This is a genomic window from Streptomyces sp. BBFR51 (genome assembly GCF_044591655.1).
GTDB lineage: Bacteria > Actinomycetota > Actinomycetes > Streptomycetales > Streptomycetaceae > Streptomyces.
On record NZ_CP172448.1, the window covers coordinates 8,967,444 to 8,989,143 of the forward strand.

23 protein-coding genes and 1 pseudogene are annotated in these 21,700 nt (G+C 70.7%); 12 read left to right on the plus strand and 12 right to left on the minus strand.

Translation table 11 applies throughout. The features are described from left to right. Nucleotides 1–144: 144 nt before the first annotated feature. Nucleotides 145–1,257, minus strand: coding sequence for an alpha/beta fold hydrolase (locus ACGH7X_RS40420; protein WP_399895957.1), 1,113 nt, complete (start codon nt 1,255–1,257; stop codon nt 145–147). Between the two features lie 562 nt (nt 1,258–1,819). Between ACGH7X_RS40420 and ACGH7X_RS40425 the strand changes: the two genes are divergently transcribed. After that, the gene (locus ACGH7X_RS40425) at nt 1,820–2,839 is read left to right on the plus strand and encodes a M28 family peptidase (protein ID WP_399895960.1); all 1,020 of its coding nucleotides are present in this window, start codon (nt 1,820–1,822) and stop codon (nt 2,837–2,839) included. Between the two features lie 27 nt (nt 2,840–2,866). On the opposite strand, the gene ACGH7X_RS40430 is transcribed toward ACGH7X_RS40425, so the two are convergent. From ACGH7X_RS40430 to ACGH7X_RS40440, 3 genes are all read right to left on the minus strand, one after another. Next, nucleotides 2,867–3,649 (minus strand): creatininase family protein, encoded by a 783-nt coding sequence (locus tag ACGH7X_RS40430; RefSeq protein WP_399895963.1) that lies wholly within the window; start codon nt 3,647–3,649, stop codon nt 2,867–2,869. A gap of 83 nt (nt 3,650–3,732) precedes the next feature. Further along, nucleotides 3,733–4,812, minus strand: coding sequence for an alpha/beta fold hydrolase (locus ACGH7X_RS40435; protein WP_399895966.1), 1,080 nt, complete (start codon nt 4,810–4,812; stop codon nt 3,733–3,735). A gap of 90 nt (nt 4,813–4,902) precedes the next feature. Then, on the minus strand, nt 4,903–5,373 hold the full coding sequence (locus ACGH7X_RS40440) for an SsgA family sporulation/cell division regulator (RefSeq protein WP_399895969.1): 471 nt from the start codon (nt 5,371–5,373) through the stop codon (nt 4,903–4,905). Nucleotides 5,374–5,625: 252 nt separating this feature from the next. On the opposite strand from ACGH7X_RS40440, the gene ACGH7X_RS40445 reads away from it, so the two are divergent. Beyond that, nucleotides 5,626–6,483, plus strand: coding sequence for an alpha/beta hydrolase (locus ACGH7X_RS40445; protein WP_399895972.1), 858 nt, complete (start codon nt 5,626–5,628; stop codon nt 6,481–6,483). Here the strand turns inward: ACGH7X_RS40445 and ACGH7X_RS40450 are convergent. The 3 genes from ACGH7X_RS40450 to ACGH7X_RS40460 all read right to left on the minus strand — a co-directional run bounded on the left by ACGH7X_RS40450 (nt 6,455) and on the right by ACGH7X_RS40460 (nt 8,564). Next, on the minus strand, nt 6,455–6,604 hold the full coding sequence (locus ACGH7X_RS40450; protein ID WP_399897794.1) for a hypothetical protein: 150 nt from the start codon (nt 6,602–6,604) through the stop codon (nt 6,455–6,457). The genes ACGH7X_RS40445 and ACGH7X_RS40450 overlap by 29 nt on opposite strands. Nucleotides 6,605–6,720: 116 nt before the next feature. Beyond that, nucleotides 6,721–7,314 (minus strand): flavin reductase family protein, encoded by a 594-nt coding sequence (locus ACGH7X_RS40455; protein WP_399895975.1) that lies wholly within the window; start codon nt 7,312–7,314, stop codon nt 6,721–6,723. 56 nt (nt 7,315–7,370) lie between these two features. Next, on the minus strand, nt 7,371–8,564 hold the full coding sequence (locus tag ACGH7X_RS40460) for an acyl-CoA dehydrogenase family protein (protein ID WP_399895978.1): 1,194 nt from the start codon (nt 8,562–8,564) through the stop codon (nt 7,371–7,373). Between the two features lie 181 nt (nt 8,565–8,745). On the opposite strand from ACGH7X_RS40460, the gene ACGH7X_RS40465 reads away from it, so the two are divergent. Further along, complete coding sequence (locus ACGH7X_RS40465) at nt 8,746–9,324, plus strand: TetR/AcrR family transcriptional regulator (RefSeq protein WP_399895981.1); 579 nt, start codon at nt 8,746–8,748, stop codon at nt 9,322–9,324. A 47-nt stretch (nt 9,325–9,371) separates the two neighbouring features. Here the strand turns inward: ACGH7X_RS40465 and ACGH7X_RS40470 are convergent, their stop codons facing one another. Beyond that, a complete protein-coding gene (locus ACGH7X_RS40470; protein WP_399895984.1) occupies nt 9,372–9,923 on the minus strand; it encodes a GNAT family N-acetyltransferase in 552 nt (183 codons plus the stop codon). A 166-nt stretch (nt 9,924–10,089) separates the two neighbouring features. Then, nucleotides 10,090–10,989, minus strand: a complete 900-nt coding sequence (locus tag ACGH7X_RS40475) for a helix-turn-helix transcriptional regulator (RefSeq protein WP_399895987.1) — start codon at nt 10,987–10,989, stop codon at nt 10,090–10,092. Nucleotides 10,990–11,168: 179 nt separating this feature from the next. Here ACGH7X_RS40475 and ACGH7X_RS40480 point away from each other — a divergent pair, with 179 nt between their 5' ends. Beyond that, the gene (locus ACGH7X_RS40480; RefSeq protein WP_399895990.1) at nt 11,169–12,194 is read left to right on the plus strand and encodes an alpha/beta hydrolase; all 1,026 of its coding nucleotides are present in this window, start codon (nt 11,169–11,171) and stop codon (nt 12,192–12,194) included. 11 nt (nt 12,195–12,205) lie between these two features. Here the strand turns inward: ACGH7X_RS40480 and ACGH7X_RS40485 are convergent, their stop codons facing one another. Beyond that, the gene (locus tag ACGH7X_RS40485) at nt 12,206–12,883 is read right to left on the minus strand and encodes an alpha/beta fold hydrolase (RefSeq protein ID WP_399895993.1); all 678 of its coding nucleotides are present in this window, start codon (nt 12,881–12,883) and stop codon (nt 12,206–12,208) included. Between the two features lie 235 nt (nt 12,884–13,118). Between ACGH7X_RS40485 and ACGH7X_RS40490 the strand changes: the two are divergent. Next, a pseudogene (locus tag ACGH7X_RS40490) lies at nt 13,119–13,448 on the plus strand (SGNH/GDSL hydrolase family protein); the annotation flags it as partial. On the opposite strand, the gene ACGH7X_RS40495 reads toward ACGH7X_RS40490, so the two are convergent. Next, entirely contained in the window at nt 13,439–14,203 is a 765-nt protein-coding gene (locus ACGH7X_RS40495; protein ID WP_399895996.1) for an alpha/beta fold hydrolase, read from the minus strand. The pseudogene ACGH7X_RS40490 and the gene ACGH7X_RS40495 sit on opposite strands and share 10 nt — an antisense overlap. A 281-nt stretch (nt 14,204–14,484) precedes the next feature. Between ACGH7X_RS40495 and ACGH7X_RS40500 the strand changes: the two genes are divergently transcribed. The 5 genes from ACGH7X_RS40500 (at nt 14,485) to ACGH7X_RS40520 (ending at nt 18,523) form a co-directional block, all read left to right on the plus strand. Then, entirely contained in the window at nt 14,485–14,910 is a 426-nt protein-coding gene (locus tag ACGH7X_RS40500) for an organic hydroperoxide resistance protein (protein WP_399895999.1), read from the plus strand. Nucleotides 14,911–14,940: 30 nt separating this feature from the next. Continuing rightward, nucleotides 14,941–15,453 carry a peptide-methionine (S)-S-oxide reductase MsrA gene (msrA, locus tag ACGH7X_RS40505; RefSeq protein ID WP_399896002.1) on the plus strand — a complete coding sequence of 171 codons (513 nt, stop codon included), beginning with the start codon at nt 14,941–14,943 and terminating at the stop codon, nt 15,451–15,453. A 271-nt stretch (nt 15,454–15,724) separates the two neighbouring features. Continuing rightward, complete coding sequence (locus ACGH7X_RS40510; RefSeq protein WP_399896004.1) at nt 15,725–16,696, plus strand: NAD(P)-dependent oxidoreductase; 972 nt, start codon at nt 15,725–15,727, stop codon at nt 16,694–16,696. Further along, complete coding sequence (locus ACGH7X_RS40515) at nt 16,680–17,672, plus strand: hypothetical protein (protein ID WP_399896007.1); 993 nt, start codon at nt 16,680–16,682, stop codon at nt 17,670–17,672. Before ACGH7X_RS40510 ends, ACGH7X_RS40515 begins: the two co-directional genes overlap by 17 nt. A gap of 5 nt (nt 17,673–17,677) precedes the next feature. Beyond that, nucleotides 17,678–18,523: a prephenate dehydratase gene (locus ACGH7X_RS40520; protein ID WP_399896010.1), complete on the plus strand. Its 846-nt coding sequence runs from the start codon at nt 17,678–17,680 to the stop codon at nt 18,521–18,523. A 435-nt stretch (nt 18,524–18,958) separates the two neighbouring features. Here ACGH7X_RS40520 and ACGH7X_RS40525 read toward each other — a convergent pair whose 3' ends face one another. Continuing rightward, entirely contained in the window at nt 18,959–19,384 is a 426-nt protein-coding gene (locus tag ACGH7X_RS40525; RefSeq protein WP_399895999.1) for an organic hydroperoxide resistance protein, read from the minus strand. A gap of 264 nt (nt 19,385–19,648) precedes the next feature. Here ACGH7X_RS40525 and ACGH7X_RS40530 point away from each other — a divergent pair, with 264 nt between their 5' ends. Then, complete coding sequence (locus ACGH7X_RS40530; RefSeq protein WP_399896012.1) at nt 19,649–20,278, plus strand: HAD family hydrolase; 630 nt, start codon at nt 19,649–19,651, stop codon at nt 20,276–20,278. Between the two features lie 380 nt (nt 20,279–20,658). Beyond that, nucleotides 20,659–21,588 carry a TIGR03619 family F420-dependent LLM class oxidoreductase gene (locus ACGH7X_RS40535; protein ID WP_399896015.1) on the plus strand — a complete coding sequence of 310 codons (930 nt, stop codon included), beginning with the start codon at nt 20,659–20,661 and terminating at the stop codon, nt 21,586–21,588. The last annotated feature ends 112 nt before the right edge of the window (nt 21,589–21,700 follow it).

Genomic DNA, 21,700 nt, shown 5'->3' on the forward strand with positions numbered 1-21,700 from the left:
GATGTCGGTGACTGGCCCGGTCGGAGGAGATTCCCTCCCGCGTCACCACTCTGACAGGTGACGTCATGAAAGGCAAGAGATGTCACCGCTCGAACTGGTGATGAAGGTGGGTTCCGGCACATGCCGGAACACCCGACCGGCCGCTCACGGTCGGCCGGGTGTGTGGGCGGGCGAGTGTTTGTGTGTGTGGCTGGGTGTGCGGTCGGTGTCAGGAGAGCGCGGCGACCTCGAGGACCGCGGAGACGAAGGCGTCGGGGCGTTCCTGGGGGAGGTTGTGTCCGGCGCCGGGAACCACGTGATGCACGCGGGTGCCCGGGAAGTGGGTGGCCGAGGACGTCCCGTCGGTCCACGGGGTGCCCCGTCGGCCTGGCCGTCCAGGGTGACGGTCGGCACGGTGATCGGCGGCTGCTCGGCGAGCCGCGCCTCGATGTCGTCGTACCGTGGATCACCCGGCGCGGCGCCGAGCCGGTGGCGGTAGCTGTGGATCACGACGTCCACGTAGTCGGGGTTCGTCCACAGGCCGGCGGCCTCGTCGAGTTCGGCCTCGGTGAACTGCCACTCGGGCGAGTTGCGGTGCCAGACGACCCGGGCCAGTTCCTTCCTGTTCTGTTCCAGTCCCGCCCGCCCGCGCTCGGTGAGGAAGTAGAAGAAGTACCAGAAGCCGGTCTCGAGGGACGGCGCCAACGGCTCCTGGGCGGCGGCGATGTTCTGGATCAGGTAGTTGTTCACCGAGACCAGGCCGATGCAGCGTTGCGGCCACAGGGCCGCGACGACGTCGGCCGCCCGCCCGCCCCAGTCGTAGCCGGCGAACAGGGCGCGGCGGATTCCGAGCGCGTCCAGGAAGGCGATGTGATCGGCACCGAGAGCGCCCTGCTGACCCGAGCGAAACGTGTCCGCGCGCCGGAACCGGGTCTCGCCGTGACCGCGCAGGTAGGGGATGAGGCAGCGGTAGCCGTGCCGGGCCAGGACGGGGGCCACCTCGGCGTAGGAGCCGACGGGGCTGAACGGCCAGCCGTGGCTGAGGACGACAGGTGTGCCGTTGGCGGGGCCCACCTCGTGGTAGGCGATGTTGAGGAGATGCGTACGCGCATGACGTACCGGTCCCAGGCCCCGTGCCCGGCCGTCGGTGCCGCCCCGCCCTGCTCGGGGCCCCGGGCGAGCGGCGGCGGCGGCCGGGCTTCCGCCGCCCGCGAGGAGTCCGCCGTAGCCGGCCGCCGCCGTGGTCATCGCCTGGGTGAGTCTCCGCCTGCTGATCATGTCGGCCGTCTCGCTCTCGTTGCGTTGCGGGGGGTTCGGGGGAGTGTGGACACCCACACGTGCGTCACCTATTCAACTGGTGACGAGAATTGCCGACGGGACACCTCATGTCAAGGAGGCGAGGTTTCTCCGGTGTCCGCCGGCGTGTGTGTGACGTCGTGAGCGGTGCGAAGGGGATCGGGTGAGGGCGTCGAGACCCGCGACGAGGGAGGTGGACGGGCACGCCGGCAGGCAGGGCGACGACGTCGGGAGGGTGTGTCCCCGGCCGCGGCGGCCGCCTGTGTGTTTCCGAAGCGGTCGCCCTCACAGCGGGGGAAGCATATGAGGGCGACCGCTCCTTCCCCACTGCCGGGGCCCAGCCAATCTCCGCCCCGGCAGCAGGAGTCTCCACCTGGATCAACGGGCCGGGAGGCGGACAAGGTTCACGGCCCGGTGAGGAATTCCGGCCGCGACGGCGACTATGCGCCGACGCGGTCGCCGGAACAAACCCCGGGAGACACCTGTGATGCCGGGAACTGCTAGCTTTGCCCACATCCCTTCCTTGCCGAGCCCGGAGTGGCGGATGACGAACGGCCTGCCGGTCATGGACGGACCCGGGCCGTTCGTGGACCCGGACCGACTGCGCCGGGACGTGGAGTTCCTCGCCGGCGAACCGCGGAGCCGACGCCGGACCCCGCGTGCGATGGAGCGAGCCGAGGCGTACGTCCATGACCAACTCCTCCGGGCGGGCTGGCGGGTCGAACGGCAACCCTTCGATCTGCGCTGGCGGCTGGGCTCCACCGACCGGCACGGCCACCGGGCGCTCGCCCTCAAGCCACGGCTGCACCGCCGTCTGCGGGGCGCCAATCTCATCGCCACCCGGCCCGGCGCCGGCGACGCCCCCACGGTGGTGGTCGGAGCACATCTGGACAGCGTCAGCGGAAGTCCGGGCGCGGACGACAACGCGTCGGGGGTGGCGGTCGTGCTGGAGACCGCGCGACTGCTGTCCGCGCTGCCCGCCTCCCCGCCGGTCACCCTGGCCGTGTTCGACATGGAGGAACTCGGCCTCATCGGCGCCCGCCACGCGGCCGGAGAACTGGGCAGGGGACGCCGCGTCCAGGGGATGATCTGCCTCGAGTCGGTCGGCTACTTCACGGACGAACCCGGCACCCAGCGGCTCCCCGCCGGATTCGCGCGGGCCTTCCCGGAGGCCGCCGCGACCACCCGCGCCCACGGGTACCGGGGCGATTTCACCCTGGTGGTGCACCGGCGCTCGTCCGCAGCGGCGGCCGAGGTCTGGCAACGAGCCGCGGCGGCGGCCTCACCGGCGCTCCCCGGTCTTCTGCTGCGCGACCCCAGACCCGACGGTCCGGCGGGCCTTCTCATCGGGCTGGCGGTTCCCCCCGTCAACCACCTCGGACGCAGCGACCACGCGCCCTTCTGGAACCGCCGCATCCCCGCGCTGATGCTCACCGACACCGCGAACTTCCGCAACCCGCACTACCACCGGCCGACCGACGTACCGGGGACGCTGGACTTCGAACGCCTCGCCGCCGTCACCGCGGCCACGGTGACGACGGCCGTCTCCTGGCCCGGTGACTGAGCAGCACGGCGGCGCGGGTCGAAACCCCTAGCGCCACTGAGGGGCGTCGGCGGCCTTCCCCCACGGATCTGCGAGGATGATGTCGGCCAGCGCCCGGGCGCAGCCGGCCAGCAGCCGTTCGCCCTTCTCCGCGCTCGCCACGCGGGCGTTGCCCGCCACCCCGGACTGGGTGATCCGGTCGAAGGACACGGCCATGTACACCGGGTCGGTCGACTCCGCGGGCAACGTGATCTCCGGACCCCAGGCGGTGTCCAGGTTCTCGGTGCGGACCAGATCGGGGAAGGCGGCCATCATCAGTGAGGTCTCGCCCTCGCAGGCGTGCATGAGACCGGGCTGAGCCTCGAGCGTGTCACGCACCACCTCCCGGCCGGCGGTGAAGTAGCTCGTGCACGCGATGGGTGTGGACAGTTCCGCCGTCAGCTCGGTCGTGAGGGCGTTGAGTGCCGTCATGTTCCCGCCGTGGCCGTTGACGATCAGGATGCGGGAGAAACCCGCCCGCAGAATCGACCGGCAGATGTCCCGCAGGAGGGCGTGCAGCGTGGACAGGGACACGCTGAACGTGCCGCCGAAGCTGATGTGGTGCTCCGACAGGCCCGACCACACGGACGGCGTGACCACCACCCCGGTGTGTTCGGCGGCGAGCACGGCCGCCCGCCGGGAGACCTCGGCGGCGAGGAGGTCGTCCACGCCGGTGGGCAGATGGGGCCCGTGCTGCTCGGTGGCTCCCACGGGCAGCAGCACGACCGCGTCCCGGGCCGCGAGGTCGCGCAGTTGGCCGGCGGTCAGACGGTTCCACAGGACTTCGTTCATCAGGAAGGAGACGCCTTCTGTGTGCGGCCCGCAGGCCGGGATCGACTCGGACGGTACGCGGTGTGCCGGTGACGCGGTCCGGTTCAGAGGTGGTCGGCGTCGATGACGGCTTGGGTGAAGGCGGTGGGGGCTTCTTGGGGGAGGTTGTGGCCGATGCCTTTGAGGGTGCGGTGGTCGTAGGGGCCGGTGAAGTGGTTGCGGTAGGAGGAGCCGTCGCCGGGGGGTGGGGTGAAGGGGTCGAGTTCGGCGTCGAGGGTGATGGTGGGGGTGTGGATGTGGGGGGTGGCGAAGAGCTTCTTCTCGTAGCGGTCGTAGCGGTGTTCGCCGTCGGCGAGGCCCAGGCGCCAGCGGTAGTTGTGGATGACGATGTCGGGGTAGTCGGGGTTTTCGAAGGCGGCGGCGGTGCGCTGGAAGGTGGCGTCGTCGTAGTTCCAGGTGGGGGAGACGAGGTCCCAGACCAGGCGGCACAGCTGGGGGCGGTAGGTGTCGTCGTTCATGGCGGCGCGCCCGCGTTCGGTGGCGAAGTAGTACTGGTACCACCAGGTGTGTTCGGCCTGGGGGGCAAGGGGGGTCTTCTGGGCTTCGACGTTGGTGATGATGTATCCGCTCACCGAGACGAGGGCCTTGACGCGTTCGGGCCACAGGGCGGCGATGATGTCGGCGGTGCGCGAGCCCCAGTCGAAGCCGGCGAGGACTGCCTTGTCGATTTTGAGGGCGTCCATAAGGGCGATGATGTCGAGGGCGATGGCGGACTGCTGGGCGTTGCGGAAGGTGCGCTGCGACAGGAAGCGGGTGGGGCCGTGGCCGCGGAGGTAGGGGACGATGACGCGGTAGCCCTGGTCGGCGAGGAGGGGGGCGACGTCGACGAAGCTGTGGATGTCGTAGGGCCAGCCGTGCAGGCAGATGACGACGGGGCCGTGGGCGGGGCCGGCCTCGGCGTAGCCGACGTTGAGCAGTCCGGCGCGCACGTGCTTGATGCGGTGGAAGGAGGTGTGGGTTCCCGGCGCCACCGAGGGCACCGTCGGGACTGGCCCACCGCTGCCCGCCCCGGCCCCGCCGCCCGGGGCCGCGGCTGCCGGGGACGCCTGCAGACCGGCCAGCGAGACCGCCGCCGCACCCGTGCCCAGACCCACGGCCTTGCTGAACGTACGCCTGTTGATCATGTGAAGCCCTTCGTCGTACCAGTGAACTGCCGTTGTACGGTTGCGTGGGAGGTGTGAGCCGCCGGATCGCGCCGGGTCACCGCGACGTGTTCAGTCGGGCGGTGCCTTCGGAGTCCGGAGCAGACCGGCGATGACCTCGTCCCAGTCCAGCCCTTCCACCTCCGTACCGGCGGGAACCAGCTCGTAGGAATGCTCGAGCCACTCCGTCAGAGGGGGGACGGGCAGCTCGAACAGCGCCGTCACGTCGTAGGAGTCGAGTTGCAGCCATGCCGTGGCCCGCTCGTCCAGATGCGCCGGCCACACCTGGACGTCCCCGAGGCCGCTCATCCAGAACAGACCCTGGTAGAGCAGGTCACGGCCGACACTCCAGGTGATGCAAGGAGCACCTTCTACGAGGAAGGTCAGGGACACCACCAGGGGAGCCCGCGTGTCGAACCGGAACTCCGCCTTCATGGTGTGCCGGGCGAACGCGTCCAGCATGCAGTGGATGTCCAGCGACAGCAGGGGGAGTTCCTGCGGCGTCGCCAGATGGGCCCGTACACCGGGTCGGTTACCGCTCATGACGGGTTTTCCTTCCGTGTGTGGTGGGGGCTGGCGTCACACACTCTTGTCCGGCGCACGGCCTGGCGCATCAGTCAGTTGACGGTGAGCCGTGCCCCCGTCATCGTCGGCGCACGGCTCTCGGAGGCCGGGCGCGGGCGGCCCGGAACATTGAGTCATTCGACTGTTTCCGCCGGGCCGGGCCTGGATCACCCTTGAGTGGTCGCCCGCCTGTCGGTGCCGGGTACTCATCCACCCTCGGAGGGCTCAGCCGTGAACCGAACTCCCGTCCTCTTCATCCATGGCGCGTGGCTGCACGCGCTGTCGTGGGAGTCGTGGGCCGAGCGTTTCGCCGGGCGGGGGTTCACCACCTTCGCTCCGGGATGGCCGGGGGAGGCGGACACGGTGCGGGAGACGCGCCGGCGGCCCGGGACGCTCGGGGAGATCGGGCTGGACGCCCTCACGCACCACTACGGGCGGATCGTGCGGTCCTTCGACAACTCGCCCGTGCTCGTCGGGCACGCGGTCGGCGGTCTCATCGCGCAGCACCTCATCGGCGCGAACCTGGGCAGGGCGGCGGTGGCGATCGCGCCGGCCCCTGTCAACGCCGTCCCTTTAACGGCCTCGGCCGCCCGTCTGTGGACCCCGGAGTCGGGGGACCCGGCGAGCGGGCACGAGCTGATGTCGCTGCCGCGGGAGCAGTTCCGGCACGTCTTCGCCAACGCGGTCGGACAGGAGGAGTCCGGCAGGCTCTTCGAGCGTTACGTGGTGCCCGCTCCGCGCCGCCTGTTCACCGACCTCGACTACGAAGGCACGGTCCGTCACCCCCGCGCCTTCGCGGACGTCGGCAACGCGGCGCGCGGCCCCCTGTTGCTGGTGTCCGGACAGGAGGACCGGATGGTGCCCGACTCCGTGACCCGGGCGGTGTACAGGCTGTACGGCGATTCCACGGCCGTCAGCGATCTCAAGCAGTTCGCGGACCGTGGCCACTCCATGGTCGTGGACAGCGGCTGGCGCGCGGTCGCCGACCACGTCCTGGCCTGGCTGGAAGCCCACGGCGTCCACGCGGCCCCGGCCGGCCAGGGACCGAAGGGACTCGGGCCTACGCCTCTTCGTCGACCCAGCTCATGAGCTTGCGCAGCTCCTTGCCGGTGGTCTCAAGGAGGTGCTCGGAGTCCTGGGTTCGACCCGGGGGTCGGCCGGACGAAGAGGGGCCGGCCCAGTCGATCGGCACCGTGACGAACGTTGCCATGTGTGAAGCGGTGAAGTCCGGCCGTCTCAATGTATGGGACAGGTTACTCACTCGGCTGGGGTGTGCGGGGAGGCCGAGACGTGCTGCTGTCGACACATGTGCGACCGCCGAGTCCCTCACAGAAGGAGGGACAGAAAGTTCGGCGGTGGACCCGGTCCGTCCGAGCGCCTCGCGTTCGCCGCGCCCGGCTGCTCCGGTCGTCCGCGCTCGGCGCCGCCGGCGAGGGTGCGGTAGCGCCCACGATGGAAGATCAGGGGTTCCCGCGAAGGTTCCGCACGCAGAGCGGTGACGCGGCCGACGGCGAGGGTGTGATCACCGCCGTCGTATTCGTGGCTCAGGGCGCAGGAGATCCAGGCACAGGCGCCCGCCAGCAGCGGCGCGCCGTCGTGCCCCGTGTCCCACTGGACCCCTCGGAACTTGTCGCCGCCGGACCGGGCGAAGGCGGAGCTGAGATCTTCCTGATCCTCGGCCAGCACGTTGACGCAGAAGACACCCGAGGCACGTATGAGCGGCCAGGTACGGGAGGTCCGCGCGGGTGCGAACGAGACCAGTGGCGGCTCGAGCGAGAGGGATACGAAGGACTGACAGGTGAGCCCGAGAGGGCCGTCGGATCCGGCCGCCGTCACTACGACGACGCCGGACGCGAAGTGCCCGAGCACGTCACGGTGGTCGGCCTCGCGTACGGGCACGGGAGCGGGGAGATCGGTCATGGTGTGCGCCTTGCTCTTGTCGATTGCGGCCGGGACGGCAGGGCGGGTTCGGGGTGTCAGACCATGGGGCTGACGGGCCGTTCGTCGCCCACCAGGGCGCGGCCGTACATCTCGCGGGCGAGGCCGGGATTCAGGGTGGGATGCCGGGCCGCCGTCTCCAGGTCGCGCCAGTGGCGCTGGATGGTCCTGGTCCGGGCGAAGCTGCCCGCCCCGCTCACCGTGAGCAGCAGGTGTACCGCCTGACGCAGACAGGTGGAGGCGTGTCCCACGTCCATGCGCACCCGGGTCCGGTCCAGGAGGGTGGGAGCGGTCCGTGATGCCGCCGCCGCGTCGACGGCCTCGGCGGAGCGCGTGAGGTGGAGGGAGGCGGAGTCGATCAGGGTGGCCGCGTCGGCGAGGGCCGCCTGGACGCTGGGGGAGTCGGCCAGGCGGCGATGGAGGGACATGGCCATCGGCTTCCCGCTCTCGACCGTCTCCAGGGTCAGACGGAAGACGGCGCGGGCCGCCCCGAGCAACGGCGCCATGGCGGTGAGCGTCATGGCCCCCGGCGGGACCCGGTACAGCGGTTCGTCGCCCAGCTCGTCACGGGCCACCACGTCGGAGAAGCTCCGAACACGGTGGTACGGGACGAAGACGCCGTCGGCGACGAGGGTGTCGCTGCCCGTGCCGCGCATGCCCGTCATGTCCCAGGTCTTCTCGATGACCAGATCACGGGTCCGCAGCAGTGCGACCCCCGGGTCGGACCCGTTCCCGTCGGGGCGGGCCAGGGGCACGCCGAGCACACCCCACTCGGCCTGGTGGCAGGCGGATGCCCACGACCACCGGCCGGAGACCAGGAGCCCGCCCTCGACCGGCTCCGCGGTGGCTCCCGCGCTGCTGAACGCGCCGCACATGGGCACGTCAGGGCCGTTGCCCCAGAGGTCGAAGCGGGCCTTGTCGCCGAAGGACGCGGCGATCTGCTGGGCGCCGTAGGAGACCATGGCCACCCAGCTGCTGGACGGACAGGCCAGGCCGATCTCGGCCAGGACGTCCACGCAGGCGGTGAGCGAGAGTTCGTGTCCGCCGAAGCGTTCGGGCGTCGCGAGACGGAACATTCCGGCGGCCAGCAGCGCCTGCGTGGTCTCGGAGGTGAGCCGGCTCTCCCGCTCGGCGTCGTCGGCTTCGCGGCGCAGTAGGGGAGAGATCGCACGAGCGGCCTCGACGAGCGGACGGGTCTTGTCGACGGGCGGGGCGTTCTTCTGAGGATCCAACCGATTCATCATCGCTCCAGCAAAGCCTATTCGGACCCATGGGTCCGTTTACCGTCTCAAGATACACGGATGCGGACAGGCGGAAGGTTCACGGGCCTCGTGCGGGACCAGGTCGGCCTCCGACGGTTGTGTTCGCGTACCGGATGGCGCCGGGGGAGACGCGGGTGGGCACAATGGACGGGTGAAACCCGTGGAGACGAGTCCGAGCACCGCCGAGTCCGGCGCACCCCCGAGGCGGGCCGACGCCCGTCGCAACCACGAGCGCGTCTTCGCGGCGGCGCTCGAGGTCTTCCAGGAGGCCGGCCTCCAGGGCACCGTGCCGCAGATCGCCGAACGGGCCGAGGTGGGCAAGGCCACCGTCTACCGCAGCTACCCCACCAAGGAAGACCTCGTGACCGCCGCGGTGAACCACCGGCTGGCCCGGCTGCGGCTGCACACCGCTCCCGCGCTGGCGCAGGAAGAGCCCTACCAGGCGTTCAGCGACTACGTGCTCCGTCTCTTCGAGAGTCTCGCCGGTGACCGGCTGCTGTCGGAGGTGCTCGCGGACGCCGGGTTCCGGAGCACCTCCGGCCTGCTGACCCAGCTGTCGGACCTGATGGAGGCGGCCAAGCCCACCGGCATGGTCCGCGCCGACGCCACGATCCTCGATCTGCGTGTGGTGCTCTGCGGCATGGCGGTCCAGTTGATCAGGATCGCCGAGCGGGACCCGGCGCTGTGGCGCCGATACGGCGAACTGACGCTTCGGGCCCTGCGCCCCTGAGCCGCGCGGGGGCGGCCGGGCGAGGGCCTCGGTCCGCCCGGTTCGCCTCACCGCCGGCCGCCTGCCGGTCCCGGGACCCGGATGGTCAGGTCGACCGTGCCGGACCCCGTCCGGGGCAGGACGGCGCCGAACCGACGGGCGATGGCGAGCATGGGCGTGTTGGCGACGTCGGTCATCACGGTGACCGTGTGGTCGTCTCCCCGTGCCGCGTGGTTGACGGCACAGTGGGTGAGCAGGGTGCCGACCCCGCGGTACTGCCAGGCGTCCTCGACCAGCAGGCCGAGTTCGGACACGCCCTCAGGGCCGGTGCGCATCAGGTGGGAGACGGCGACGACGGCGTCCGGGTCGTCGTAGGGCACCACGAGCCAGGTCGTGCCCAGCGCGGGATCCGTCAGATTCGCCCACTCGGCGTGCCCGATCCGCTGCCGTGGCGCCTGATAGCGGTGGTACCGGGACGTCGCCGTGCACCGCAGGTGCATGGCATTGACCTGGTCGAGGTCCTCCGGGCGGCCGCGGCGGACGTGAACCATCTCGCCGGTCGCCAGGACATGTACGGAGCCGTCGTCGAGGGCGGGGGCGGAGCGGTGGGCCGGACACATGATGTCACCTGTCGGTCGACGGGGGACAGCCGGCAGGTCCAGCGCGTCCCCTGATATGTGTCCAACGCTCGAATGGGGTGCATGTGTTCCTCCCCCCCATGAAGTCGATGGTGCAGTCACACGTATGTCGATCCGAGGCGCACGTGATGCAGGTCGTTGTGCCTGTTCAGGGGGCGCTTCCTCGTTCCTGGGCGCGGTCGTCCGGTTGGTCGGTGGGGTGTACGGACCACTGGAGGAGGAACCGCAGGGCTTCCTGGGAGGGGGAGTCGGGTGGGGCGGTGTAGGCGACCAGATGCTGGTCGGGCCGGGCGTCGACGGAGAGCTGCTGGACGTCGAGGGTCACGGTGCCGACGACCGGGTGGTGGTAGGTCTTGGTGAGCTGCCGGGGTCCACGGACCTGGTGGCTTCCCCACCAGGCACGGAAGTCCGGGTCGCGGACGGTGAGTTCGTCGACCAGGGCGGCCAGGGCCTGGTCGTCGGGGTTTCGTCCGGCCTCCATCCGCAGGACCGCGACACATTCGCGCGCGGCGCGCGACCAGTCCGCGTACAGGGATCGGTATGCGTCGTCGAGGAAGGTGAGCCGGATCAGGTTGCGCTCGGCCGGGGCCAGCGCGGCGAAGTCGGTCAGCAGGGCGGCCGCCCCTCGGTTCCAGGCCAGAACGTCCATGCGACGGTTGAGAACCATCGCGGGGATGTCGTGCATCGTGTCGAGCAGTTGGAGCAGTTGTCGGTCGACCTGCTGCTTGCCCGGCCGCAGCGCGGGGGCTGCCTGCGTGACGTCGGCCACGGTGAACAGGTACGCGCGTTCGTCGGGGGCGAGCTGGAGCGCGTCGGCGAGCGCGTCGAGGACCGGGCGGGAGACCCGGCGGGTGCGCCCCTGTTCCAGCCGTACGACGTAGTCGATGCTCACGTGCGCGAGCTGGGCCAGTTCCTCCCGGCGCAGTCCCGGTACCCGGCGCAGGCGGCCGTCGTCGGGCAGGCCGGCGCGGTGCGGGTCGAGGACAGCGCGGCGGGCACGTATGAACTCGCCCAGTTCGTTGCGGGAAGGGTTGCCGGAGTTCTCCATGTGTTCCAGTGTCCGCCACACCGCGGACACGTGCCTGGTACTGGCCTGCACAGGCAGGACTCTCCCTGGCACCTCGCACCGGACGGCGCGACCGTGGTGGACGTGGCCGACGGACCGAGGCGGCCACCGAACTCGCCCCAGTGCGCTCTCGCCCCCCTGTGCGAACGGAGAACACCACCATGAGGACAACCGAGAACACCACCGTGAAGACGGACGTCACCTTCCTCAGCGCCGGCCTGAAGCTCGCCGGCCACGTCTACACTCCCGACGGCGAAGACGCAGGCCCCCGTCCCGCCGTCGTCGTGGGACATCCCGGCAGTGGTGTGAAGGAACAGGCCGCGGGTCTGTACGCGCGGCGCCTGGCCGAGCAGGGCTTCGTCGCCCTCGCCTTCGACTCCGCCTTCCAGGGCGAGAGCGAGGGCACCCCGCGCGGTCTGGAGGACCCCGCCCACCGGGTCGAGGACATCAAGGCCGCGGTCTCGTTCCTCACCACCCGCGACGAGGTCGACGCCGACCGCATCGGCGCGCTGGGCATCTGTGCCTCCGGTGGCTACGTGCTTCCCGCCGCCACCGACCACCGCATCAAGGCCGTCGCCACCGTCAGCGCCGTCGACATCGCCCGTCAGTTCCGTCTGGGCGCCGACGGCGCGCAGGACCCGTCCGTCTTCCAGGGCATGCTCGACGCGGCCGCGGCGGCACGCACCGCCGAGGCCCGGGGCGAGGACGTCCAGAGCTTCCAGCTCTTCCCCGACACGGCCGAGCAGGCCCGCGCCCTGGCCGGCCGGCACGGCTTCGAGGGTTTCGAGTACTACCGCACCGACCGTGCTCAGCACCCGCGCTCGGCGAAGTTCCTCACCTGGTCCAGCATCGACCGCATGGCCTTCTTCGACGCCTTCCGATTCGTCGACCTGATCGCACCGCGCCCGCTGCTGATGATCGTCGGAGGCGAGGCGGTGACCTCCTGGATGAGCGTCGAGGCGTTCCAGAGGGCCCGCGGTCCGAAGGAACTGCACTGGATCGACGGCGCGAGCCACGTCGACCTCTACGACAAGGAGCAGTACGTCGGCCCCGCGGTGGCGAAGCTGACCGACTTCTTCGTCCCCGCACTGTCGCCCGGTGTGTCGTCCGAGACTCGGGTGTGTCAGCGATGTGGGTGTGCGTGGCGGCCGTCCACCTCGACGAGGGCGACGACACAAGAGCAGTGAGCGACCGTGCGTCAGACGGAGTCGAGCGGCAATGCGCCGAGAACGGCCGCGAGGCTGTGCGGGTCGCGGCGGGCGATGTTGTGGCCGACGGGGATCTCGTGAACCTGCCAGCCCGAGTCGTTGCGCAACCGTTCGGTCAGGGTCACGAACGGGCTACCCGGCCACGCGCCACCACTGATGAACGTTCGGCCGATCGCGCGGCTGGGGGTGCCTCCGAGCCTGATCGACTGGACGAAGCTCGCCAGTGGGTGCGGTCGCGCGCGAGGGTCGAGTCCTTCGGGAACCGCGACCCATCGACCGTCGGCGCGGGCGCCGGCTATGAACAGTTCCCGGAAGCTGTCGCTGGTCAAAGACCAACATGAATCCCCGTCGTCCGGGACGTAGGCGTCGATGAAGACGAGTTGATCGAGGCAGTCGCTGAGCCGATCCGCGACTCCGGCGATCACCATCCCGCCGTAGCTGTGCCCGCACAGCGCGACGGGCGTTCCGTTGCCACGGTCGATGATCTCGGCTACCTGGTCAATATGGGTGTCGAGGTTCGGCGGACGGTCCACATCGACTGGGCCATCCGACTCCAACCCCGACAGGGTCACCGCCTCGACGTGGTGACCGTCTCGGTGCAGCTCAGCAGCCACCGAGTCGAACACCCATCCCCCTTGCCAGCCACCCGGCACCATCACGAACTTCATCGCGTCATCGTAGGTCAGGCAGAACCGGACGAGTACAACTGGTGATCGCACGCCTCGGCAACGTTCGGGCTGGCGGCGACGAACCGCAAGGCGAATCCGTACGCCGGCAAGAAGCGTCCCCGAGCGACACCGATGACGTCGAGCGCCACCCCTGCCCCCGGTGCCGGGCCGAACCCGGCACCCCGTTCCGCTCGCCCTCGCCCTCGCCCTCGCCAAGCAGGGCATCCCGCGCGACAACGACGTCAAGGCCCACACCGGCGTCACCGCCTCCGACGTGATCGCCGGATACCGGGAGATCGTCCGGCGCGCGCACGCCGCGGGAAGTGCGTGGTCGGTGCCACGGTGGGGCCGTTCAAGAGCTGGCCGGAGTGGGATCCGGCGGCCGAATCCGTCCGGCGTGAGGTCAACGAATTCGTCAGGAGCAGCGGGGAGTTCGACGCCGTGACCCGACGTCGACCACGTGCCGCGCAGTCCCTACGACAAGAGCATGCGGGCGCCGGCCGACGCGGTGGACCTCACCTCGCTCGACTGCGCCACCGGTCCGCGCTCCCGGGCTCAGCCGTGAAGGGTTTCGAGGTGACCGAGCAGCGCGTCCCGGGTCGGCCCCGGGTCCTCGAAGACGGCCGCGTGACCGCCCGAGACCGCGACGAGCCGTGCGTCGGCGATGCCGTCGGCCAGCTCCAGGGAGTGCTCGGGGGCCACGAACCGGTCGCCCGTGGCCGCCACGACCAGGGTGGGCACCGCGATCTCGGCCAGGTCCTCGCGGACGTCGATGCCGAGCGTCAGGGCGATCTGCTCGGCGGTGCCGGGAGCGGGGTGCCCTCCGAACTGGTCGACGACCTGCTGGACGGCCTGAGGAGGAAGCCCGGCCAGGTAGTTCTCGGAGAAGGACAGGGCGGTCAGGTACGTGCCCAGGTTCTCGTCGCCGCGGGCGTACATGGACGCCCACATCTCCAGGTTGAGCCGGAGCGTGGCGCGGGGCCTGGCGAAGCCGACGACGGTGGCCAGACCGCGCACGGACCGCGGATGACGGGTGGCCACCCGGACGGCGAGGGCCGCGCCGAGGGAGGCTCCGGCCACCACGAACTCGCTCAGCCCGGCCTCCCGGGCCGCGGCCACCACCTGGTCGGCGACCGTGTCCACGTCCAGCGGACCGTCCGGCAACGGGCTCTTCCCCGACCCCGGCAGGTCGGGCATGACCACGGTGTGATCGGCCGCCAGCGCGTCGAGCAGCGTCCCCCAGCTTCCCGCTCCCGTGCTGCTGGTGCCGTGCAGGAGCACCAGGCCGGGCCCGCTGCCCTGGATGTCGTAGGCGAGCATGTCCGTAGCCTTTCATCGGTCCTTTGCTACGGGAACGGAGCCGGGCGGTGCTTCGGTTCACCCGGCAGCCCGTGGACGGCCGGACGACACACGTGTACGCCGGTAACACCCATCACCGGCTTGACGGGTGATGCATGCGGGTGTCAGGATGACGTCACCGCCTCAACGGGTGATGCAGGCGGGGTGATTCCACTCCGGGCACACGTCCCCGCCCCAGGCACCCACCAAAGACCCGTACCACCAGACCCGCACCACCGAGAACCAGACCGGGAGAACCAGCCATGGCAGTCACCTACACCGCCGTTGTGAACGTCGACGGAGAAGGCCGCAACGGCGGCCGCGTCCACTCCAGCGACGGCCTGCTCGAGACCAGCCTCTCCCTGCCCAAGGAACTCGGCGGAGCCGGCACCGCCACCAACCCCGAACAACTCCTCGCCGCCGGCTGGGCCGCCTGCTTCCTCGGCGCCCTGCGCCGCGCCGCCACCGAACGCAAGATCAGGCTCACCAGCACCACCATCACCGCCGAAATCACCCTCACCCACGGCGACGACGGCGAATTCAACCTCTCCGCCACCCTCAACCCCACCCTCGGCGGCGTCGACCAGAACACCGCCACCCAACTCGCCCACGCCGCCCACCAGATCTGCCCCTACTCCAAGGCCACCCGCGACAACATCCCCGTCACCATCAACGCCACCGCCGCCTGACCACCCACACTCCGGAGACAGGTGACCGCGATGACCGACGGAGAGAAGAAGGCCCTACTGGCGGGCGGCTGCTTCTGGGGCATGCAGGAGCTGATCCGGACGCTGCCCGGCGTGGTGAGCACACGGGTGGGATACAGCGGCGACGACATGCCCGAGCCGACCTACCGCGACCACGGCAACCACGCCGAGGCGATCGAGATCGTCTACGATCCCGCGCTCACCGACTACCGGGCCCTCCTGGAGTACTTCTTCCAGATCCACGACCCGACCACGAGGAACCGACAGGGCAACGACGTGGGCCTCAGCTACCGGTCCGCCGTCTTCTGCCTGGGCGAGGAGCAGCGGCGGGTCGCCCTCGACACCATCGCCGACGTCGAGGCCTCCGGACTCTGGCCGGGACCGGTGGTCACCGAGGTGGTCCCGGCGGGCGCGTTCTGGGAGGCCGAACCCGACCACCAGGACTACCTCCAGCGCTACCCGGACGGCTACACCTGCCACTTCCCGCGCCCCGGCTGGCGGCTGCCGCACCGCGCGGACGCCTGATCCCCGGGGTCCCGCCTCACGCGGGAGGGACGTTGTGGTTGACCCGAAACACGTTGTCGGGGCCGGTCGCCGTCCCTGTGACACGCTTCACGTGAACCTCGCTCTTCGGTGCGGACGTTCACGTAGTGAGTGCGGAAAGGCGTCGGCCGACGGGGTCCGGATGCCGGGTGCCGCGCGGGCGGGACGTGATCCGCCGCTCTTCCGCAGGACGACAGCGGCACATCGATCGTCGCCGGTCCGCACCGCAAGACCCGGAAGAAGCTGATGCACGATGAAAGACGGCGCGACCGTGTGGCTCCCGTATCAAAGGGAGCAGATCCCCGGCCTGCCGGACGGACCGACCTACCGCTACTGGGACGGTGCCGGGCCCCTGCCCGGTGACCCCGACGAGGTCACGTTCCTCGTCGGCCCCCCGGTGCCGGGCGCGGAGCGCGTCCTGAGCCGGGTGCTGCCGCGGATGCGCGCGCTGCGGGTCCTGCAACTCCTCAGTTCCGGATACGACCACATGATGCCGCTGCTGGGCACGATGCCTGCCGGAACACGGCTGGCGACGGCGCGCGGAGTGCATCGCGAGGCCACCGCCGAACTGGCCGTCACCCTTTTGCTGACCCTGTCCCGCGGGATCGACGGGTTCGTGGGCCGGCAGGCCGAAGCGCGCTGGCGGCCCGAAGTCCGGCCCACCCTGTACGGCAGGCGCGTCCTGGTGGTCGGCCACGGCGCCGTGGGCGCGGCCGTCGCCGCCCGGCTCGGCGCGTTCGGTTGCGAGATCGTCCTGGTGGCCCGGACCGCGCGCACCAGCCCGGCGGGCCGCGTGCACGCGGCGGCGGAGCTGGCCGACCTGCTGCCCACGGCGGACGCGGTGGTGCTGTGCGCTCCGCTCACCGAGCGGACGCGCGGCATGTTCGACGCGGACGCACTGGCACGGCTGAAGGACGGAGCAATGCTGGTGAACGTGGCGCGCGGCGAACTGCTGGACACCGCCGCCGTCGTCCGCGAGGTGCGCGGCGGACGGCTGCGGGTCGCGCTCGATGTCACGGACCCGGAGCCACTGCCCGACGACCACCCGCTCTGGCGCCTGCCCGGTGCGCTCGTCACTCCGCACGTGGGTGCCTTCACCGACGTCTTCCCGAGGATGACCACTGACTTCCTGCGGCGTCAGCTGCACCGTTACGCGCGTGGCGAGGAACTGGACAACGTCGTCGTGACGACGACCGGATACGAGGCTGGTGAGCAAGCTGCCTGAGAACACGACGACCACCGCGCGCGGCGACTACCCGAGGGTGGTCGGGCCCGACACGGCTCTGTCGCGGGTGCTCGACTTCTTCGAACTCGACGGATACTCCGACCCGTCGGCGGCCTGGCGGGTCTTCACACGTACGTGGAACTGGGCCGCGCCGCTCGCCGCGGCCGTTCCCGCCGAAAGCCTCGGTGCCCGTCCCGTCGCCCGGCCGGTTCCCGAGGGCTTCGTGCTGACCGGGCAGTGGCACGTGCCTCCTGGCGCCGCCCCCGGACGCTGGCTGGTCCTGCCGCTCACCGACACCCGGCGGGACGCGAAGACCGAGGCGGCGAACGCTCCGGACCTCTTCGTGACCACCTCCAGGGTGCTGCCGCGAGCACTGCGCACTCGCCGTGCCGTGGACGACGCGGACGGGGCCGGCCCCGCCTTCCGACTGGACGACGTTCAGGTGCCGAGCGGCTTCGCCACGTACTCGGCGGGCACGCCGCTGCGTGGGGACGACGCGGCCTTCGTCTGGACGGCGGTCACGGGGCTGGCGTTCGGGGCGGCGCGGCGCCTGACCGACACCCTGGCCCGCCTCGCCCCGAACGCGGCGGGCCCCGCCGACACGCGTACCCAGAGCAGGCCGTTCGCCGCCACGCCGACCGCCGCGACGCCGACCGCCGACGCGGCGGACGAGCTGGCGGCCGTGCTGCGGGACGAGCGGCTGAACCTGGCGGCGAGGGTGCACGGCGCCCCGCTCGCGGGGCGGGCCGACGCGCTCCGCTCCGCCGAGGCCCTGGCCGCCCAGATCCGGCGGGCCTCACGCACGGTCCACCACGTGGTCGCGGCGGCGTACGAGCGGGCCCTGCCCTGCACGGTGGACGACGGCAGAGAGCCCCTGGTTCGCCTGGTCGAGGAGAGCTCACCGATACTGCAGTACATGCGCTTCGCGGTGGAGCTTCTGCCGCCCGGCGGCCAGAGCTCCACAGTGGAAGGCTGAACACGGTGACCACCGTCGCATATCAGGGTGAACCCGGGTCCAATTCGGCGACCGTCGCCCAGGCCCTGTTCCCGCAAGGACGTGAGTTTCCCTGCACGGGCTTCGAACAGGCGCTGGACGCCGTCACACTCGGCGACGCCGACGTCGCGGTGATCCCGGTGGACAACTCCGCGGCCGGACGCGTCGCGGACGTGCACCATCTCCTGCCGGAGTCGGGGCTGTTCATCGTCGCCGAGTACTTCCTCGCCATCCGCTTCGACCTGATGGGTGTTTCCGGCACGTCCTTCGACCAGGTGGAGTGCGTACGCAGCCACGTGCACGCCCTGGGACAGTGCCGGAAGGTGCTGCGCGAGGGCGGCTGGCGCACCCTGGTCAGTGACGACACGGCCGGGGCGGCGCGTGAGGTGGCGGAGCTGGGCGACCCCCGGCACGCGGCGCTCGCCCCGCCCGCCGCGGCGCGGCTGTACGGGCTGGAGGTGCTGCGGTCGGAGGTCGAGGACGACCCGGACAACACCACACGTTTCGTCGTCCTCTCCAGGGACCCGCGGCTCGCGCCGGACACCGGTGAGCCGACGATGACGAGTCTGTTCTTCTGCGTGCGGAACATCCCCAGCGCGCTCTACAAGGCGCTCGGGGGCTTCGCCAGCAGCGGTGTGAACCTCACCAAGATCGAGAGCTACCAGATGGGCGCCGGGCTGAACCCCAGCCGCTTCTACGTGGAGATCGAGGGACACCCCGACGAGCCCCGGGTCGCCCTCGCCCTGCAGGAACTGCGCTTCTTCTCGTCCGAAGTGCGCGTCCTCGGCACCTACCCGGCGCATCCGCACCGGCTGGAGGGGCGCGCCGGCTGAGCGGCCCCGCCCCGGCCGGGGGTGCCAGGGGGCGGGACCGCGTAGGACCGGGTCTCCGAGGCATGGAGCCGGTCCGGTGCGGCCCGGAAGAGGACAGCTTCTCGGGCCGCTGGACTCACCGACCGCGACCGTTGTGACCAGGTGTGCCGGCGGGACGGGTTCCCGCTGCCGTCGCCTGGGCGGCGGGAACCCCTCACTGGCACAACGCGGCGGATCGCCGCAGGGTTCACATGTGTTCGCGTGGGTCCCGCGCGGGCACCGGCGGCGGTCGGAGAAGATCGGCGGCCGTCGGTCCGTAGCCCGACAACGTGGTGGTTCCGGCCCAGGCCCAGATCTGTGTGGCGTCGGGCCATGGCTCGTGAGGATCACGGAGCAGAGGGAACATGACTCTTCCTGACATGTGAGCGCGCCTCGTGCGAGAGCACAGGTGGGTGGTCAGGCGGCGGTGGCGTTGATGGTGACGGGGATGTTGTCGCGGGTGGCCTTGGAGTAGGGGCAGATCTGGTGGGCGGCGTGGGCGAGTTGGGTGGCGGTGTTCTGGTCGACGCCGCCGAGGGTGGGGTTGAGGGTGGCGGAGAGGTTGAATTCGCCGTCGTCGCCGTGGGTGAGGGTGATTTCGGCGGTGATGGTGGTGCTGGTGAGCCTGATCTTGCGTTCGGTGGCGGCGCGGCGCAGGGCGCCGAGGAAGCAGGCGGCCCAGCCGGCGGCGAGGAGTTGTTCGGGGTTGGTGGCGGTGCCGGCTCCGCCGAGTTCCTTGGGCAGGGAGAGGCTGGTCTCGAGCAGGCCGTCGCTGGAGTGGACGCGGCCGCCGTTGCGGCCTTCTCCGTCGACGTTCACAACGGCGGTGTAGGTGACTGCCATGGCTGGTTCTCCCGGTCTGGTTCTCGGTGGTGCGGGTCTGGTGGTACGGGTCTTTGGTGGGTGCCTGGGGCGGGGACGTGTGCCCGGAATGGAATCACCCCGCCCGCATCACCCGTTGAGGCGGTGACGTCATCCTGACACCCGCATACATCACCCGTCAAGCCGGTGATGAATGACGTTTGTGGACCGACGAATCACCTACCGGTCTACGAACGCACACACACCCGAAAAAAATCCGCGAACGGGTCGTCCTAAGGTGTGGGTATGAATCAGCGCAAGGGCCTCGTGCTCGACTTCGGTGGCGTGCTCACCACCTCCCTGGCCACCGCCGCGCTCGCTTTCGAGCAACGCGAAGGGCTGCCCGAGGGAACCCTGCTCACCGGGCTCTATCTGCACCCCGAGGGCATCCGGCTGACCCAGGAGCTGGAACGTGGCGAACTCACCCAGACCGAGTGGAACACGGCGGCCGGCCGACGTCTCGGAATCTCGCCCGACAACCTCATGGGCCGCATCTTCGCCGACCTGCGTCCCGAGCCGTCGATGATCGCCGCAGGGGCCGCGGCCCGGCGGGCGGGTCTCAAGGTCGGTATCCTCTCGAACTCCGTCGGCCTGCACCCGTGGAACCTCTACGACGGCTACGACGTGCACCGGCACTTTGACGCCGTCGTGCTGTCCGAGAAGGTCGGGATACGCAAACCCGATCCGGAGATCTTCCGGCTCGTGCTCAGGAAGCTCGACCTGTCCGCCCAGGAGTGCGTGTTCGTCGACGACACCGCGCACCATCTGCCTGCCGCCGAGGAGTTGGGATTCGCCGTGATCCACGCGGAGGAACCGACGAAGACGATCGCTGCCCTGGAAGCGCTGCTGGGTGTGCCCCTGTCCGTCGGGGTCTGAACGCGCCGGTCGAGGGAGCGGCTGGTGGCCCGGCTCCGGCTCGGCCGGAGAATCGAACGGGCCGACGCCCGGACGCTCGTGCCCTTCCTGGCCGGTGCGTCGGGCCTGCGCCGCACCGCCGCTTCCTCCTCTCCAGCGCGTTCGCGTCGCTGCTCTGGGGAACCGGCAACGTGCTCCTCGGGTGTCTCGTCGGTGCCTCGGCCGTCCTGGTGTTCGGCGCGGCACGTTTTTGTCGGGGCCGTCACCCACATACGGGGCTCACCGGTCGGCACGGGTGACCAGGAGATACATATAGTTGTTGCGACCATCGAGCCAGGCTCGGCAACAGCCCGCGACATGTGACGAGCAACGCACATGCCGCTCAGTGAGGAAGTACACACATGCGACTAGGACTGGCCCTTCCGACCTTCGGTCCGGACGCGGGGCCGGAAGGCGTCATCGAGGTCAGCCGCACCGCCGAGGACATGGGATACGGCTCCCTGTGGTGCGGTGACCGCGTACTGGCCCCCATCACCCCGAGCGTGCCGTACCCGAGTGGCGACGGCGTGATGCCACGCGCCTTCGAGAACCACATGGACCCCTTGGTGGCGCTGACCTTCGCCGCGGCGCACACGAGCCGGGTCCGGCTGGGAACGAGCACGCTGAACGGTCTGTGGCAGCCGCCGCTCATGCTCGCCCGGTCGCTGACCACCCTCGACCTCGTCTCCCGCGGCCGACTCGACGTCGGTCTCGGGTTCGGCTGGATGCCGGAGGAGTACACCGCGGTCGGTGTGCCCTGGGAAGGCCGGGGCGCGCGGCTCGAGGAGACGCTCGACATCCTGGAGGGCTACTGGGCCGGCGACCTCTACACCCACGAGGGGCCGCTGTTCACCATCCCGGAGACCAAGGTAGGACTCGAGCCGCACCAGCGGCCCGGACCGCCCGTCCTGCTGGCGGCGTTCACGCCCCACGGCTTCGGCCGGATCGGGCGCAGGCTCGACGGCTGGCTGCCGGTGGCCATGCCACTGCCGTACCTCATGGAGATGTGGGCCGCCATCGTCAAGGAGGCCGAGGCGGCGGACCGCGACCCCTCGGCCCTGCGCATGGCGCTGCGCGTGAACGTCGAGCTGACCGACACCAAGGCCCACACCAAGGCCGGCCCCGACGAGGTCCCGCGGCGCGGAACGCTCGACCAGTACCTCGACTACGCGCGGGCCGCCGCCGAGGCCGGTGTGCACGAACTGTTCGTGGACTTCGGACAGCAGGCCACCACACTCGGCGAGAGCGTCGACCTGGCCGGCCGCTTCCTCACCGGCGTCCGCGCCGGCTGATCGAAGCGGCACCGCGGCGGGCGAGGACGCGCTGCTGCCCAGATGAGCCGTTCCGGAGCCGCCCCAACCGGGGACGGACACGTACAACTTGTCGTCCTGGCGGACCGGGGCG